The sequence below is a fragment of the Ruegeria sp. AK4 genome (assembly GCF_056541025.1).
On the sequence record NZ_JBQFXS010000018.1, the window covers coordinates 1 to 15,007 of the forward strand.

The following is a 15,007-nucleotide window of genomic DNA, read 5'->3' on the forward strand; positions in this document are numbered from 1 at the left end:
CCTATATCCAGCACAACAGCAACATTGCTGACGGCCTGGACGGTTTGGGTGCGGCACTCGCTGGCATGGCCGAGCAAGGCATCCAGATGATATACTCGGAAGTCCACATTGTTGTGGCCGAGGGCAACTTTGTCTTCACCGCCTCTGAGGGCACGTTTGCCGACAAGCCGACGGCCTTCTATGACCTGTTCCGCGTCGAAAACGGCAAAATCGTTGAGCATTGGGACGTGATCGCAGATATCCCTGCGGAAATGGCTCATGACAACGGCAAGTTTTGATCGGGGGCGAACATGAGAGCATTCCTGATCACCCTGATGATGATGCTAGGAGGCACAGCTATGGCTCAAGAAACTGGTGTAATCGAGATTGTGACAATGAACCTCGCCGAAGGTGTTTCAGCTCAAGCGTTCGAACCGGTCGACAAGGCCATTGAGGACGAGTACGTCAGTAAACAGCCTGGCTTCATCTCCCGGCAAGCTGCCTTCGCAGACGGCAAATGGGCGGTTGTCGTCAATTGGGAAAGCGCGGAGGCGGCGCAAGCATCCATGGACAGCTTTGCCTCTGCGCCAGCAGCCGAGAAGTTCATGAGCATGATCGACGCCAACACCATGTCGATGACACGCTACGAACTCGCGCGCTGAAACACACAAAACGAGAGCCCCCCCCGGAATTCTTTCAGGGGGCTCTTTTGAGTGAAAGCGGAAGGCTGCGCCACACCCTAAGCTGGCAGAGCAAAACTCAAAAAACAGGGAGAAGCGCCATGCCTCAATCGCCAGTTACAATCGCTTTGAATGCGGATGAATTCAAAGAAGATCGTTACGGGACAATCGAAAAACTCAGGGAGCAAGCGTTCTATGCTCTAACACCCGATGGCGGACGCATTTTCTACAATCAGGAAGATGTGCAAGAGATTTTCAAATGCCGCACGTTCCGGTTTCACTTTGAAGGCATTGATGACACAAAGAGCCCCTACCTCGCCAAAGCCATCAACCACGAACTTCTCAACATGCATGGGAGCGAGCATGCGCGACTATCACGTCTCGTAAAGATCGCGCTCCGGGATCGAATTGTGGAAGGCATGCGCGAGGCAATCTCTGAGATCGTCCGCGAACTGGCCGCGAACCTCCCTGAAAATGAACCTGTTGATTTCTGTAACCAATTTGCTGATCCCCTGCCCGGTAGAGTGCTTGGGCCCATGTTTGGTGTGCCTTACGATGGCGTTGAAGGCCTGAACGACTGGATCAAGGTGGGCGGGCGCAAACTCGATGCCTTGCAGACCGGTGTCGGAATTGCCGAGGTCGAAGACGCAAACAGAAAAGTCCATGAGTACCTGCGGAAACTGCTTGCCGAACGAAGGAAAGCTCCCGGCGATGACCTCTTCAGCGAATTGATCCTCGCTGAAATCGATGGTGATCGGATGAGTGAAGACGAGATAGTCTACCTTGCGGCCGAGCTGGCGTCAGCCGGTGTTGATACCACCCGCACGCAATTGCCGCTTATATTGCTGCTGCTTTTGCAAAACCCTTCTGAGTTGGAAAAGTTAAGCGGCGATAGTGGGCTCGCGCTTCGCGCCGTCGATGAGGGGATGCGGTATTCACCTCTGCCCTGGGCCATCCCACATCAGGCTACAGAAGACTTTGAGTATAAAGGACTGTCATTCCGCGAAGGCGACGTGGCCTATGCATTAGTCCCGGGCGCAAACCGTGACCCCGAAGCCGTAGAGGATCCTCATCTCTTCGATATCTCGCGATCATCACGTCCGCGTAGCTTTTCATTTGGAGCCGGTATGCATGCCTGCCCGGGCTCGCAACTTGCGCGCATGGAAATGTCGGCCGCTCTAGTAGAACTTGTCGCTCAGTTTTCCAAGATTACGCTTGAAGAAGAGCCGAATTGGGAACCCGGCCATGAACACCGCGGTCTTGCCACACTTACTATCTCATGCAGACGCGCCTAAGTCAGCTCAGGTGAGCTCAATTGTGTGAATTATGCCGGGGCCGATCTATCTTGAGTAAGGTCATGCGTGATGTTTGGGACGAAAGCAACTGGGGCGAAGAATTTGGTTCACCTCCCTTGCTCGAGCTACTGGAGTGCTGTGATCCGGTTAGCCGAAACAAACAATCTCTCTTCGGTTCTTCGAGAAGAAGTTCGCCGTTCCTGGTTACCTATTTGCGGACATCAGTAATCGCTCTGCAGCCCATTTGTCCCAATCCGATGCTCAGCTCGTCGGTGAGGACGCTCCAAAGTTGGTTAAGACCTGCTTCTCCCGCAGCAGCGATGGCAAATTGTAGAATGCGCCCCAATAATGTGAAATCCGCACCTAAGGACAGGGCTTTCAAGACGTCTTCGCCTGAACGCAATCCGGAGTCATAGAACAGTGGATAGTCTGCGCCTACTGCATCGCGGATCTGGGCCAGTGCTTCAATTGGAGATGGCGCGCTCTCAAGTTGTCGTGCGCCGTGGCTAGAGATCTGGATCGCATCGACGCCATCGTTCTTGAGACGCACGGCGTCATCACAATCAAGCACGCCCTTGACCACGAGATTACCGGGCCAAACCTCCCGCAAACGCGCCAGCGTTTCCCATGTTGCCCGCGCTCGGCTTTCGGTTCGGTCGAACTCAAAACCCTCCATTTCGAAATTTGCCATCTGTGGTTTGCCCGCAGCCAGGGATGTGAGAGACCAACGCGGATGCAGGGCAAAATCGACGAACTGGCGGGGGCCGATCTTGAAGGGCATTTTGAAGCCATGCCGCAACTCGCGCGGGCGACGACCCACTTCGGGCACGTCAACGGTAAGCACCAACGTCTGATAGCCGGCCGACTTTGCCCTTTCTACAAGCTTGAACGTGCCTGATCCGTCGCCGCTGAAGTAAAGCTGAAACCAGGCGTTGCCTTCGGCCACCTCAATGATTTTCTCCATTGGCGTGGAAGCCACCGTGGAAACGCCATGTGGCACCTTATGTTTGGCCGCCAGCCGCGCCAACATCAGATCAGCGCCGGGGCCAGAGAGGTTGCACATGCCCATCGGAGCAATACCGAAAGGTCGGCCTACTTCTTGTCCGAACACTGTTGTTGTCAGTGAACGTTGGCTGACGTCCCGCAGTATCCGTGGAAGCAAGGTACAGGCATCCAACGCGGCACGATTGCGCGCCGCACCAGTTTCTGATCCGGCTGCGCCATCAATATAGTCAAATACCATCCAAGGAAGGCGCCGTTTGGCCAGCCGCCGCGCATCTTCAGCGGAATGGATGTGCGCGGCAGCTCCCATTTTCAGTCCGCAACCGCTTTCATGAAGCGGTCCTTGATCACAACCGGGTCCATCGTGATGACCGGCATCTTAGCGTTACCGCTGTCACACTTGACCACCATGACAGTTCCCACATCGGCGGTCAACGCGTCCTTCAATGCGCGACCTGTGTCCACGTCCTGAACTTCGACAACGTTGTCGCACCCTGCGGCACGGGCCATCGCGGCAAGGTCTGTCTTTTTTCCAGTATATGTGGGTTGGTCCCCGGTTGAGCCATAAGACCCATTGTCGATGATCATCAGGATGTAGTTGGACGGCATGTTGTTGCCAATTGTGGGCAGCGTTCCCAGATTGGTCAGAACCGATCCGTCTCCGTCAATAGAGATGACCTTTTTGTCCTGCACCAGAGCCACACCAAGACCAATGGAGGAGGCCAATCCCATGGTACCCAGCATGTAGAAGTTGCTTGGCTGGTCCAGGATTGCATGCAGCTCCTGGCTTGGAATGCCGATGTTGCAGACGATCAACTGGTCTTTCAGGATCGGGGCGATTTCCTTAAGAATTTCAGAGCGGATCATTGGTCGCCATAGCCTCCCCAGAAGTTGGCGTCCGTCAGGATCGCGACAGGCTTGTTGCACATGAAGGTGTATTTGAGGATGTTGTCGAACTCATCGACGTCCTTCTGCCAATGGAAGTGATAGGTGGGAATGTTGAGTTGTGCGAGCAGCGCTTTGGTGTGCACCGCCATCTCCACCTGACAGGCCACCGGCTCGCGCAGTTCGCCTCGGTAGGAGATGATCATGGGAAGCGGTAGCCGGTAGTACTGCGTGAGCGTGGCGAGGGTGTTGATCGTTACACCTATTGCTGTGTTCTGCATGATGATCGCGGGACGCTTGCCGCCCATGAAGGCACCGGCGCACAGGCCCATGCCTTCGTCTTCCTTGTTGGAGGGGATGTGAAAGATATCATCCCTCTGGTCTATCTCCTCTATCACACCAGCCAGTTGCTTGCACGGGACGGTGGTCACAAAAGAGACATCGTTGGCGGCAAGATCATCCGCGATCTTCTTGTCAATGTTCATGTAGTGCCAGCCTTTCAATGAAGGTTCGAGCCCGTATTGGGCAGTGGAAGGGTTTGAATTCACGGGAGTGGGACGCCCAGAACATCGCTGAAGAGTGTCGAGAAGACGAAGATCGTCCCGACAACCCCAGCGATAAGGACGCCCCAACCTTTGGGAGAAAAGGATTCGTATTGGGCTGGAATGATAAGGGCGATGCCCATCAGGATCGCAGCGATCTTGAAGCCCAGAGGCGCAATCAAGGCGACAGCCGCGAGCATGATGATGGGGATCGCAATCATCCTCACTTTCGATCCTTCGACGCTCACGTCTGTCACATGGCGCGTCAGGAACAACCGCAGGATCGCCAGCGCGACAAGAACCAGCATTCCAATAGCAATTGTTCTGGGGAACACAGCAGCCTCGGCGTTCAGGCTGGCCGATTGCGTGATCACCAGCAGGCTGATTACCCCAAAAACGACATAACCGGCGAGGTCCTTCATAACTACCGCATTCGGTGCGGGGTCACGGTCGACAACCGGATCGGTCGTTGACCGCAAGACCAGCCGTTTGATTTGCGGCCAGAAGGGATAGAGAAAGCTAAGAAGCGTCAATGCGATGATGACCATCGACAATGGACGTCCAAAGAACTGGCCGGGTAAATCGCCAATGGCATCCCCAATGGTCCAGCTTTGAACAAATCCCTGTTCCGCAATGCGTCCCAGGATAAGGCCGAGAACAATTGGAGACACTGAGAACCCACGCTTTGAAGCGATCCAGCCCACAATGCCAAGCGTGATCATGATACCAATGTCAGAGACGCTGTTGCGGATGGCGAAGGTGCCGATCACGGTCATGAATGCCACAACAGGCACCAGCGCTGCCTTGGGCGCCCGGACAATGGCACCATATGCGAAGCGGCCGATCAACAAGCCCACAGGCAACATCAAGATCGTTGCGAGCAGCAAACCGAAAATGAAGGTATAGACAATGTCTGCGCCTCCCGAGAATAGGCTTGGGCCTGTGCGAACGCCCTGCACCAGAAGCGCGCCAAGAATGACAGCATCGGGCGGCGTGCCGGGGATGCCAAGCACAAGCGTAGGGATGAACCCGCCGCCCACAGTGGCATTGTTGGCAGATTCTGTGGCGATGATACCGCCCGGATTGCCTTCACCAAACTTCTCTTCACCCTTGCCGCCGCGGCGGGCCTCTGAATAGGCCACCAGACCAGCGATGGATCCCCCTGCCCCGGGCAAGGCACCGACCATAGTGCCAATGACCGAACTGCGTAGTACGTTGATCTTATTTTTCAGAACGATCCCCGTGGCTTCGGGCAGACGGAAACCACGTTTTTGCTCAGCTGGTTTTAGGTGGCGGCCCGGATTGGCCACAAGGTCGATCAGAACTGGAATACAATATAGTCCGATCAGCGCGGAGACGGTTTCAATGCCCCCGAGCAGCGTATTGGTGCCAAAGGTAAAACGGACCTCGGCAGACGTTTCGGAAATGCCGATCATCGAGATCAGCAATCCGAAACACGCGCCAATCATGCCCTTGAAGAAATCGCCGGTCGACAGGGCTGCAATCAGTGACAAGCCAAATATCGCGAGCCAGAAGTATTCAACCGGACCGAACGCCAGCGCTGCTTCCGCAAGAGGAGGTGCAAGCATCAGCAGCGCAAGCGCCCCGACCAACCCGCCGACAACTGACGAGAGGCACGCGACAGAGACAGCAAGGTCGCCATCGCCGCGCTTGGCCATGGGATAGCCATCGAAAGTTGTCGCGATGGCTGACGGGGTCCCGGGTGTATTCAGAAGAATTGCCGCGTATGCACCCCCGTATATTGCCCCGGTGTAAATCGCTCCCATCAGAATGAGCGCGCTTTCCGGCGACATTGTGAACGTAAGCGGAACAAGCACCGCAACGGCCATCGTGGCGGTAAGACCAGGAATTGAGCCAATAATCGTTCCGGCAGCAACACCGAAGAGTGCCAAAACAATGTTGAGCGGTGACAATGCACCTAAAAGAAAATCCAACATCCAGAATCCCTCCCTAAGCCCCAACCAGATGTCGGCGCATATTCCGCGAACCCCGCATCAGAGCGGGGTCCGCGAACGTCAATTTTATTCGATGATTCCAGCGTTCTTAGCCGCTTCGATGTAGCCAGATGCCTTTTCAGACATGAAAGCATCCATGGACTCGCCATAGCTCACGTCCAGAAGAGCAAAGCCGCCATCAATCATCTGTTTTTGGAAATCGGGATCGGCGTTGATCGCAGCAATGGCATCTGCAACGCCTTGGCGCACCTCTTCCGACGCTGAGTTCGGCACGGCGACACCGCGATATGCACCGGACACAAGGTCATACCCAAGCTCGCGGAAGGTGGGAACATCGGGGAATGCGGGGTGGCGTTCTTCCATTGCCACGGCCAGCATGCGCACGGCATCACCCTGAGCAGCACCGACAGTTGTATAGCCCCATTCAGCGCCCACCTGGCCACCAAGAAGCGCAGTCACCGCCGCACCGGTTCCCTTGAAAGAGACATAGGTGGTCTGGATATCAGCTAGAGCGTCAAACTGCACTTGGGCCAGATGATTGGCAGAGCCTTTGCCGGAACCCGAGAAGATCACCTGTTTCGGATTGGCTTTTGCATGCTCAACAAGATCACTTAACGTTTGGAATGGGCTGTCAGCGCGCACAACAATCGCATCGGGCGTGTAGTGGAACATGTGCACGGCAGCGATGTCCTCGGTCTGAAAGCCCACATCTCCCTGTTTCGGCTTCACAATGATATGGGGCAGATTGATCCCCATGATGACCGAGCCATCGCCCGCCATGCCATTGAGTTGAGACCACCCCACAGCGCCTCCGCCACCCGGTTGGTAAGACACCACAAGCTGTTCTCCAAACAGCTTCTCGAAATAGGGTTGTTGAAAACGTGCTGTGATATCGGATTCACCACCCGGACCAAATGGGATTACATAATCAACGCTTCCAGATGGGAATTCTTGCGCTGCAACTGCACCGCCTGTGACGGCGATTACTAAGGCAAAAAGTGTGGACTTCAGTTTCATCAGATTTCCTCCCTGATTGTTAGAATTGGACGTCGGCTAGACACCGATCTTGCTTGTTGATTGGGCCCTCAGAACAGCTGCGACGTTGCGCACGGTCGCGTCACTGACACGAATGTTGGCTTCTTCTGTGACGCCCGAGATATGCGGCGTCAGAATAACGTTCGGAACATCGGCGAAGACTGCGGCAGCCTTTGCAGGCAAGGGTTCGGCTTCAAAAACATCAAGTGCCGCACCGCCAAGCCGACCCTCCAATAGCGCCGCCGCGACTGCGTTCTCCTCAACAACGCCCCCCCTGGAGGTGTTGATCAAAACGGCACCCGGCTTCATTTGATCGATTTCATGCGCACCGATGAGGTTTCTTGTTTCCGGCGTGAGGGGCACATGCAGGCTCAGCACATCTGACGTCGCAAGAAGGTCTTCAGCGCTACAGGCCTTCACATTCTCCCAGGCGGGATGAGTGGCTGGCAGAAACGGATCATAAGCAGCCAATGACATGCCCAACGCTTTTGCCCGTGGTGCAATCGCCTGCGCGATCATGCCAAAGCCGTAAAATCCGATGGTGCGTCCAAAGAGCTCCCCGCCCTTCGACAAATCGGTTCGCGGCCAGTCGCCAGAGATCACGTGATCCGTCGATTGAAAGGCCCCGCGCACCAGGGTCATGGCAGTGCAGATCACATATTCAGCAACCGAAATCGCATTGGCACCAGTCGCTGGCTTGACAACAACGTTGTACTCTTCGCAGGCCTTGAGATCGATATTGTCCAACCCGACACCAAGACGCCCGACCACTATAAGGTTTTTAGCAAGGTCCAAGAGTTCGCGATCGACCTGGGTCTTGTTTCGTATAATGACCGCGTGGGCGTCCGCGATAAGGTCCAGCAGCCGTTCCCTCTCTTCCGCAAGTGAAGGCTCGTAGATCACTTTCACGTCGCCCTCAAAGCCTCCCAAGGCGGCCTCATCCATGAACTCCGTGACCAGGACCTTTGCCACTTAAATTCCTCCGCATAGCAGGGCTTCAAGAAGGCAAGCGACTCTGCATTTTTGAGTCTTATACTATTATTCTTTTATAAGAGTAAAGATACAATATTGCTGCTAGTGACCGACTCCTGTACGCTCCTGAAAAAGGTGCCGCATTGAACAAGTCTCTCTATCAGACTGCTTACGATCAGATCCTGGAACTTATCGCGGGTGGTGAGTTTCCGCCGGGATCGATTCTTCCAAATGAGTTCGAAATAGGTAGGCGCCTGAATGTCAGCCAGGGGACGGCTCGTAAGGCGCTTTCGTTGTTGGAACAAAAAGGGATTGTTCAGCGGCGGCAGGGGAAAGGCACCTTTGTGACCCTTCAAACCCCCGAAGACTCGCTGTTCAATTTCTATCGATTGCGCGATCATCAAAACAATCAGGTGATTCCTGACCTCGCTGACGAAAAGGTTGTCAGGCGTAAGGCAACCAAGACCGAAAAAAAAATACTCTTTGGCACACCAGAAGACGTGTTTGTCATCTCCCGGTATCGAACCTTCAGGAATGAGCCGATCACGCTGGAAGAAAGCATCGTCCCCGTACCGCTTTTCCCCGGCCTCCAGGATCGCGCACCGTTGCCAAACGCGATGTATGTCATGTTCCAACAGGCCTATGCCTGTGTAATCATCTCGGCAGAAGAACGGCTTTGGGCTGAGATATTGGGTGCAAAGCGAGCCGCACCTTACGAGCTCGACGCCACTACCCCCGTGATCATAGGAAAGCGAGAGAGCCTGGATCTTCTTGACAGAACGGTCGAAATTCGCACCAACGTCTATTTCACCAAAAATGCGCATTATTCAGCTGGACTTGAATAAACGTTTTCCACGTCGGACACAGCAGCATCGATTTCGTGTCGGCAAAATCACCAGGCACAGCGCAATTGTCCACGCTCATACTTCTGCGTGCATTGGACAGCGGTGCAAGTGTGGATCGCTTCATTGGTGTAGCGGATGTGTCGATCATACGCATCGATCCTTTGCCATGCGGTGAAAGCGTTCTGTGTGATTGCTCACACCTAAAACGGAAAATGCTGGTGAGGATCCTCGATAGTGACCCAACGCACCGATGTGAAAGAGTCGATCCCGGCCTGGCCGCCGAACCGACCGTAGCCGCTGTCTTTCACGCCACCAAAAGGCATCTGCGCCTCATCTGATACCGTTGGCCCGTTGATATGACAGATGCCTGATACAATCCTGTCCGCGACCGAAAGCGCGCGATTGATGTCGCTGCCGTAAACCGCTGCTGACAGGCCGTATTCCGTATCGTTCGCCACACGGATTGCCTCGTCGTCATCCTTCACCCGGATGATAGACTTGACCGGGCCAAAGCTCTCTTCGCGATAGATCCTCATGTCAGACGAAACGCCATCGATCAAGGTCGCTTCGACAATAGTGCCGTCCCTTCCACCACCAGCAATCACAGACCCACCCTTCGACTTGGCATCTGCAACCAATTCATCCATTTTTTCGGCTGCGGCCACATTTACGAGTGACCCCAAAACCACCTTTTCTGTGGGTTTTCCAGCTGGAAGGCCGGCTGCCTTTTGGGCCAGTGCATCGACGAAAGCATCGGCGATGCCTTCATGCACAATGATCCGTTCCGTAGACATGCAAATCTGGCCCTGATTCATGAACGCACCAAATGCAGCCCCGTTTACAGCGGCCTCAAGATCGGCATCGTCGAGAATGATCAAAGGTGCCTTGCCGCCGAGCTCCAAAAGTGCCGGTTTGAGGTTCTTGGCTGCGCGTTGGCCGATAATTCGACCGACCTCAGTCGAGCCAGTGAAGTTCACATGGCGTACGCGCGGATCATCGATCAAGGCCCCTACGATTTCGGGCGCATCTTCGGGGGCGTTGGTAATGACATTTAGAACACCAGCTGGTGCGCCGGCATCTTTGAATGCTTCTCCAATCGCCAATTGAACGGCGGGACAAAGCTCGGACGCTTTCAGAATTGCGGTGTTGCCGCAGGCAATAGCTGTCGAAATGGCACGCGTTCCCAAAATGACCGGTGCATTCCACGGCGCAATGCCCACGCAGACACCTAAAGGTTTGCGTTGCGCCATCGCAAGGGTACCCGGTTTGTTGGCCGGGATGACTTCACCCGAGATTTGCGTCGTCAGCGCCGCGGCTTCCCGCAGCATCCCGGCAGCCAACATACAGTTGAACCCGGCCCAGACGGCGGTTGCGCCGGTTTCGCGTTGCATCGCCTCGATGATCTTCGGGGTACTTGCTTCAAGTGCATCTGCCGCTTTGGACAAGACCGCACGTTTGTCTGCCGGGCTGGTCTTGGACCATGTCACAAAAGCTGCGGCTGCCGCATCAACCGCCTTGGTGACGTCGGCCATCGACGCAGCCGGAGCTACCGTCGCAATGTCCCCTGAAACCGGGTTTGACCGTTCGAATGTCTTGCCACCTTCGGCTTCAACATCTTCACCATTGATCAACATGGAAATCTTCATGTCGTCCTCCAAAAACTTAGAAAGGGCTGGCTCAAGCCAAACCGTTGCTGGTTGCATCAATGTTGGCCCGCATGCCCCCATCGCTCGCAATATTGGTGCCGCGTAGCCAGGCCGACCCGTCTGACAACATGAACACCACCACGGGCGCGATGTCCTTGGCTGTGCCAGGACGGTCCATGATCCGCATGTCTTCCTCGGCTCGATCGCCCAGGGTTTCCAGAAAATCCCCCAAGATCGGCGTGTCCACAGGTCCGGGGCTGACTGCATTCATGCGGATTCCACGATCTCGCCAGGTCCAGCGGTTCTCGTGTGTCCAAGCAACAAGTGCCTGTTTGCCGAAGAAGTAACTGTTATCGGAATTGATGCCGTTCTGATCGCAAAAGCTCTGAACATCGCCAATCTCTAAACCTTCGGCGGCCTTTATCTTGGCGACTTCATTTTCCCAACCGATACCGGCGAGAGAAGCAAGATTCACGATGGATGCATTGTCCGCCAAACTATCAATCAGCCCGAGCGTCAGCTTTTTAAGAGCCACAAGATTCGCCGTGATGACCACTGCTGGCGGTGCTGTTGGGGGCACGCCCGCGATGTTTGCCAGACCGTCCGCCTTCAGGGCCTTCAGCTTGCCGATGAGATCATCAACTGCAACTTCATCTGTCAGATCGACCTGATGAAACGCATCCAGTTCCACCGAAGGCGCATTGCGATCAACGCCGATAACCGTTGCGCCTTGCTCTTTCAATTGTACCGCTGTCTCCGCTCCAATACCCGAAGCCACGCCCGTTACGATGATTGTCTTTCCTTTGAACATAACTTGCTCCTATGAATTGGACTTTTCGACGATGTAGCCGGTCGGGATCGCCTCGCCGGGCAGCTTGGGCCCCAGCCAGCCCCAAAGACCTTTTGGCAGGAAGAGCGCAAAAAACACCGCGACTGCCCCAAGACCAACGAGGTACCAAGCGCCGTAGGCTGCAAAAAACGTTTCGATCACGAAGAAAAGTACTGCCCCGATGATGGCACCTTCGATACGCCCCAGCCCGCCAACCAGCACCATGAACAACATGTAGGCTGTCCAATGCACTCCGAAGTAGGCGCGTGGTTGAAAGTTGGTCGCAGACGCCAGCCAGAGCGCCCCTGCCGCAGCTGTCCCTGCAGCCGCGAGCACGAAAACCAGCCGTTTCGTTTTCATGACATTCACACCGACCGAACGCGCCCCGATCTCATCATCCCGGATTGCAGTAATCGCGGCACCCGTCCGACTGCGCAGCAAAAGCACCAGGATGACAAAGACAGCAATTGTAATCGCCAGTGCCAGCCACAGCGTGATCATGCTGCGCGTTTCAATGTCATAGGCATTTAAGGAGATCAGTGATGTTCCAGTCTCACCTTGAATTAGTGGATCGAGGTTCACACACAGATGCGCCAAAGAAGACAGAACCCACATGCCAATGGCGAATTCTCCATCTTTCAACGAAAGCATAAAGAGAGATGTGACCCACCCCAGAGCTGCACCGAACCCTATGGCCGCGAATATGGCGAGATAGGGATCCAAACCGGCATCTGCGAGGCGGATCGTGATGTATGCGGCGGTACCGAAGAAGAGCGTTTGTCCGATAGAAACCAGACCCGCAAACCCAGCTAGGGCATTCCACATGACGGCCAGCAGAACATAGACCAGCAGTGCCACGGCGCGTCCACTCCCCCCGACCCCGAAGAGCCACGGCGTAGAAGCCAATACGACGGCTACCACGATCATGATGACCATTGTTGTCTTTGCGGTCATTCCGCCGCGCGAAACGATCAATTGAGATGAGGTGCTCATGCTGCTGCTCCCCGCTTAAGAAGGCCTGTCAGGCTGAAACCATTGCCGCGTAGTCTGAAAAACACAGCTGCAAGAAAAGCCAGATGGCCGCAGATCAGAAAGCCCTGCGGATGCACCATGGCCCCCAGCGATTGGGCAAATGCCAAGATCATGGCACCGATCATAACGCGCCACATCGAGCCGAGTCCGCCAATCACGACGGCTTCAAATGCAAAGAGAAGCTGGGCCGAGCCGTCATAAGGACCCCAAGCACTGCGCAGGCCTAAGGCGGCCGCAGCCAATACACCGGTGGCCAATGCAATGCCGGTCGCGATTGCGAGCGTGCGGCCAGTATCGATCCCAAGCAGCGACGCTGTTGCGCGATCCTGACTGGTCGCCTGTATGCGCCGCCCGAGATCGGTTCTGTTCAGCATCAATTCCAATGTTGCAATCGTCAGGACAGCAGCAATCAGAATGTAAACGCTGATCTTGCCGATGAATATGTTGCCGGGAAGCTCGAAGGAGGCCCATGACAAGTCTCCGACCAAGGGCGCGAGTGAGTTGCTGTCCGCACCAAAAGCCTGAAACATCAGGTTGTCCAAGATGATTGCCAGCCCAAACGTAGCTAAGAGCGGCAGAAGCTCGCCCCCCGCTGAGGCCCGCGACAGCACAAAACGGTGCAGAACAAGACCCAGAGCAAACATGACGCCAATCATGATCACGATGGCAACATAAAGCGGTATCGAAAGGGTTGCCCCAAGAACCAGCAGCCCAAAGGCAGCCAGCACAATGAGTGCACCATGCGCGAGGTTGATGACGTTCATGACCGAGTACATGAACGCCAAACCAATGGCCAAGACCGTGTAGTACCCGCCCAGCAGTATGGCGTTGATCAGTTGAGAAGTCATGATTCACCCTCCTCATGCCCAAACGAGGCAGATGCCATATGTTCCAGCGTTGTTTCCTTCGGATTTGCGTGCAGGGTCACGCGGCCTTCGCACATCACAAGAATGTCGTCAGCTGTTTGCAGTGTGCGCGACAGGTCTTGCTCGACCACCACAATGGCCAAGCCCATGTCCCGCACTTTCTTAAGCGCGTCATAGGCCAGTTCAACTGCAGCAGGTGACAACCCCAGAGACACTTCATCCAGCATGATTGCCATCGGATCACCCATGAGCGCGCGGCCAATGGCAACAGCTTGTTGCTCGCCGCCCGACAGTTTTCCAGCCGGGGACCGGTCAAGTTTGGTCAGGTTCGGAAAGGCTTCATAGATTGCCTCAACAGTCCACGGGCCTTCCCTGCTGGTGGACATACCCAGCATGAGGTTTTCACGTACTGTCATCTGCGGAAACAAGCGTCGCCCTTCAGGCACGAGTGATAGTCCGGACCGCGCGCGGTGATGAGCCGACAAATCCGAAATATTTACACCAGACAGTTCGACTGTGCCTGACGTGGCCTTATGGTCGCCTGCGATACTGCGCAGGAGTGTTGTCTTCCCTGCCCCATTCGCACCGGCCACAAAGGTCATTTCACCGGGCTTGGCAGTCAACGATACCCCATGGACAGCCTGAAGCTGACCATGACCGGCAACAATGTCTCTAACTTCCAGAGTACTCATGCTGCTGCTCCAAAATAAGCGACCTGCACTGCTGGCGAGTCTATGACAGACTGAGGTTCGCCATCAGCGATCACCTCTCCCCCGGCCATACAGACCAGACGACTGCAGGTTTCCATAAGCAGGCGCATGATGTGCTCGATCCAGATAATCGTGACACCCCTGCTGTGGATCTGGCGGACCAATGCAACCAAAGCATCGCCCTCGGTATCCGTCAGACCACCCCCAATCTCATCCAGAAGAAGCACCTTCGGATCGGTGGCCAAAGCGCGCGAGAGTTCGAGCCGCTTTCGATCCAAAAGTCCCAGAGTTTCGGCGCGCCGATTTGCAACATGCGCCAACCCAGTTTCTTCAAGAACCTCCCAAGCGGCAGCTGTGGCGTCCTCTGGAGCTTCGGATCGCCCGTGTTCAACAGCCACAAGGACGTTTTCGAAGACGGTCATTCCGAGGAATGGTCGGGGCACCTGATGCGTGCGCCCCAACCCTCTGTGGCAACGTTCCGCAGTATCAAACCCCGTGACGTCTTCTTGCATCAAATGCACTGATCCACTGGTCGGTCTCAGCGCACCTGTCAGAAGATTCATATAGGTAGTTTTGCCAGCCCCATTTGGACCTAGAATCCCAACGATCTCACCGACATGAAAGTCTAGCGATATGTCTTTGAGGACCCTGTATTCCCCGAACGACATCGAAATACCGTCCGAGCGCAGTACGGAAGGTTGCGTTGACATGTT

16 protein-coding genes are annotated in these 15,007 nt (G+C 55.2%); 4 read left to right on the forward strand and 12 right to left on the reverse strand.

From position 1 onward, the window contains the following. The 3 genes from ACR0EZ_RS20780 to ACR0EZ_RS20790 all read left to right on the forward strand — a co-directional run. A partial coding sequence (locus ACR0EZ_RS20780; RefSeq protein WP_480616598.1) for a nuclear transport factor 2 family protein occupies nt 1-278 on the forward strand: 278 nt, incomplete at its 5' end. 12 nt (nt 279-290) lie between these two features. Then, nucleotides 291-641 carry an antibiotic biosynthesis monooxygenase family protein gene (locus tag ACR0EZ_RS20785; RefSeq protein ID WP_480616599.1) on the forward strand — a complete coding sequence of 117 codons (351 nt, stop codon included), beginning with the start codon at nt 291-293 and terminating at the stop codon, nt 639-641. Nucleotides 642-688: 47 nt separating this feature from the next. Beyond that, the gene (locus ACR0EZ_RS20790) at nt 689-1,954 is read left to right on the forward strand and encodes a cytochrome P450 (RefSeq protein ID WP_480616600.1); all 1,266 of its coding nucleotides are present in this window, start codon (nt 689-691) and stop codon (nt 1,952-1,954) included. Between the two features lie 208 nt (nt 1,955-2,162). On the opposite strand, the gene ACR0EZ_RS20795 is transcribed toward ACR0EZ_RS20790, so the two are convergent. The 6 genes from ACR0EZ_RS20795 to ACR0EZ_RS20820 form a co-directional block, all read right to left on the reverse strand. After that, nucleotides 2,163-3,266: an alpha-hydroxy acid oxidase gene (locus ACR0EZ_RS20795; RefSeq protein ID WP_480616601.1), complete on the reverse strand. Its 1,104-nt coding sequence runs from the start codon at nt 3,264-3,266 to the stop codon at nt 2,163-2,165. A 2-nt stretch (nt 3,267-3,268) separates the two neighbouring features. Next, the gene (gene comE, locus ACR0EZ_RS20800) at nt 3,269-3,823 is read right to left on the reverse strand and encodes a sulfopyruvate decarboxylase subunit beta (RefSeq protein WP_480616602.1); all 555 of its coding nucleotides are present in this window, start codon (nt 3,821-3,823) and stop codon (nt 3,269-3,271) included. Next, nucleotides 3,820-4,326, reverse strand: coding sequence for a sulfopyruvate decarboxylase subunit alpha (comD, locus tag ACR0EZ_RS20805; RefSeq protein WP_480616603.1), 507 nt, complete (start codon nt 4,324-4,326; stop codon nt 3,820-3,822). Before comD ends, comE begins: the two co-directional genes overlap by 4 nt. Nucleotides 4,327-4,385: 59 nt before the next feature. After that, nucleotides 4,386-6,341, reverse strand: coding sequence for a tripartite tricarboxylate transporter permease (locus tag ACR0EZ_RS20810; RefSeq protein WP_480616604.1), 1,956 nt, complete (start codon nt 6,339-6,341; stop codon nt 4,386-4,388). A gap of 84 nt (nt 6,342-6,425) precedes the next feature. Beyond that, on the reverse strand, nt 6,426-7,376 hold the full coding sequence (locus ACR0EZ_RS20815) for a tripartite tricarboxylate transporter substrate binding protein (protein WP_480616605.1): 951 nt from the start codon (nt 7,374-7,376) through the stop codon (nt 6,426-6,428). A gap of 36 nt (nt 7,377-7,412) precedes the next feature. After that, nucleotides 7,413-8,366 (reverse strand): hydroxyacid dehydrogenase, encoded by a 954-nt coding sequence (locus tag ACR0EZ_RS20820; protein ID WP_480616606.1) that lies wholly within the window; start codon nt 8,364-8,366, stop codon nt 7,413-7,415. Between the two features lie 143 nt (nt 8,367-8,509). Here ACR0EZ_RS20820 and ACR0EZ_RS20825 point away from each other — a divergent pair, with 143 nt between their 5' ends. After that, the gene (locus ACR0EZ_RS20825) at nt 8,510-9,211 is read left to right on the forward strand and encodes a GntR family transcriptional regulator (RefSeq protein ID WP_480616607.1); all 702 of its coding nucleotides are present in this window, start codon (nt 8,510-8,512) and stop codon (nt 9,209-9,211) included. 200 nt (nt 9,212-9,411) lie between these two features. On the opposite strand, the gene ACR0EZ_RS20830 is transcribed toward ACR0EZ_RS20825, so the two are convergent. From ACR0EZ_RS20830 to ACR0EZ_RS20855, 6 genes are read right to left on the reverse strand one after another with little or no spacing between them, the layout of a single operon-like run. Beyond that, nucleotides 9,412-10,857: an aldehyde dehydrogenase gene (locus ACR0EZ_RS20830; RefSeq protein WP_480616608.1), complete on the reverse strand. Its 1,446-nt coding sequence runs from the start codon at nt 10,855-10,857 to the stop codon at nt 9,412-9,414. A 31-nt stretch (nt 10,858-10,888) separates the two neighbouring features. Next, the gene (locus ACR0EZ_RS20835; RefSeq protein WP_480616609.1) at nt 10,889-11,668 is read right to left on the reverse strand and encodes a coniferyl-alcohol dehydrogenase; all 780 of its coding nucleotides are present in this window, start codon (nt 11,666-11,668) and stop codon (nt 10,889-10,891) included. 9 nt (nt 11,669-11,677) lie between these two features. Further along, nucleotides 11,678-12,679 carry a branched-chain amino acid ABC transporter permease gene (locus tag ACR0EZ_RS20840; protein WP_480616610.1) on the reverse strand — a complete coding sequence of 334 codons (1,002 nt, stop codon included), beginning with the start codon at nt 12,677-12,679 and terminating at the stop codon, nt 11,678-11,680. Further along, nucleotides 12,676-13,566 carry a branched-chain amino acid ABC transporter permease gene (locus tag ACR0EZ_RS20845; protein ID WP_480616611.1) on the reverse strand — a complete coding sequence of 297 codons (891 nt, stop codon included), beginning with the start codon at nt 13,564-13,566 and terminating at the stop codon, nt 12,676-12,678. Before ACR0EZ_RS20845 ends, ACR0EZ_RS20840 begins: the two co-directional genes overlap by 4 nt. Continuing rightward, complete coding sequence (locus ACR0EZ_RS20850) at nt 13,563-14,276, reverse strand: ABC transporter ATP-binding protein (RefSeq protein ID WP_480616612.1); 714 nt, start codon at nt 14,274-14,276, stop codon at nt 13,563-13,565. The genes ACR0EZ_RS20845 and ACR0EZ_RS20850 overlap by 4 nt, the downstream gene beginning before the upstream one ends. Then, nucleotides 14,273-15,004 (reverse strand): ABC transporter ATP-binding protein, encoded by a 732-nt coding sequence (locus tag ACR0EZ_RS20855; protein ID WP_480616613.1) that lies wholly within the window; start codon nt 15,002-15,004, stop codon nt 14,273-14,275. Before ACR0EZ_RS20855 ends, ACR0EZ_RS20850 begins: the two co-directional genes overlap by 4 nt. Between the last annotated feature and the right edge of the window lie 3 nt (nt 15,005-15,007).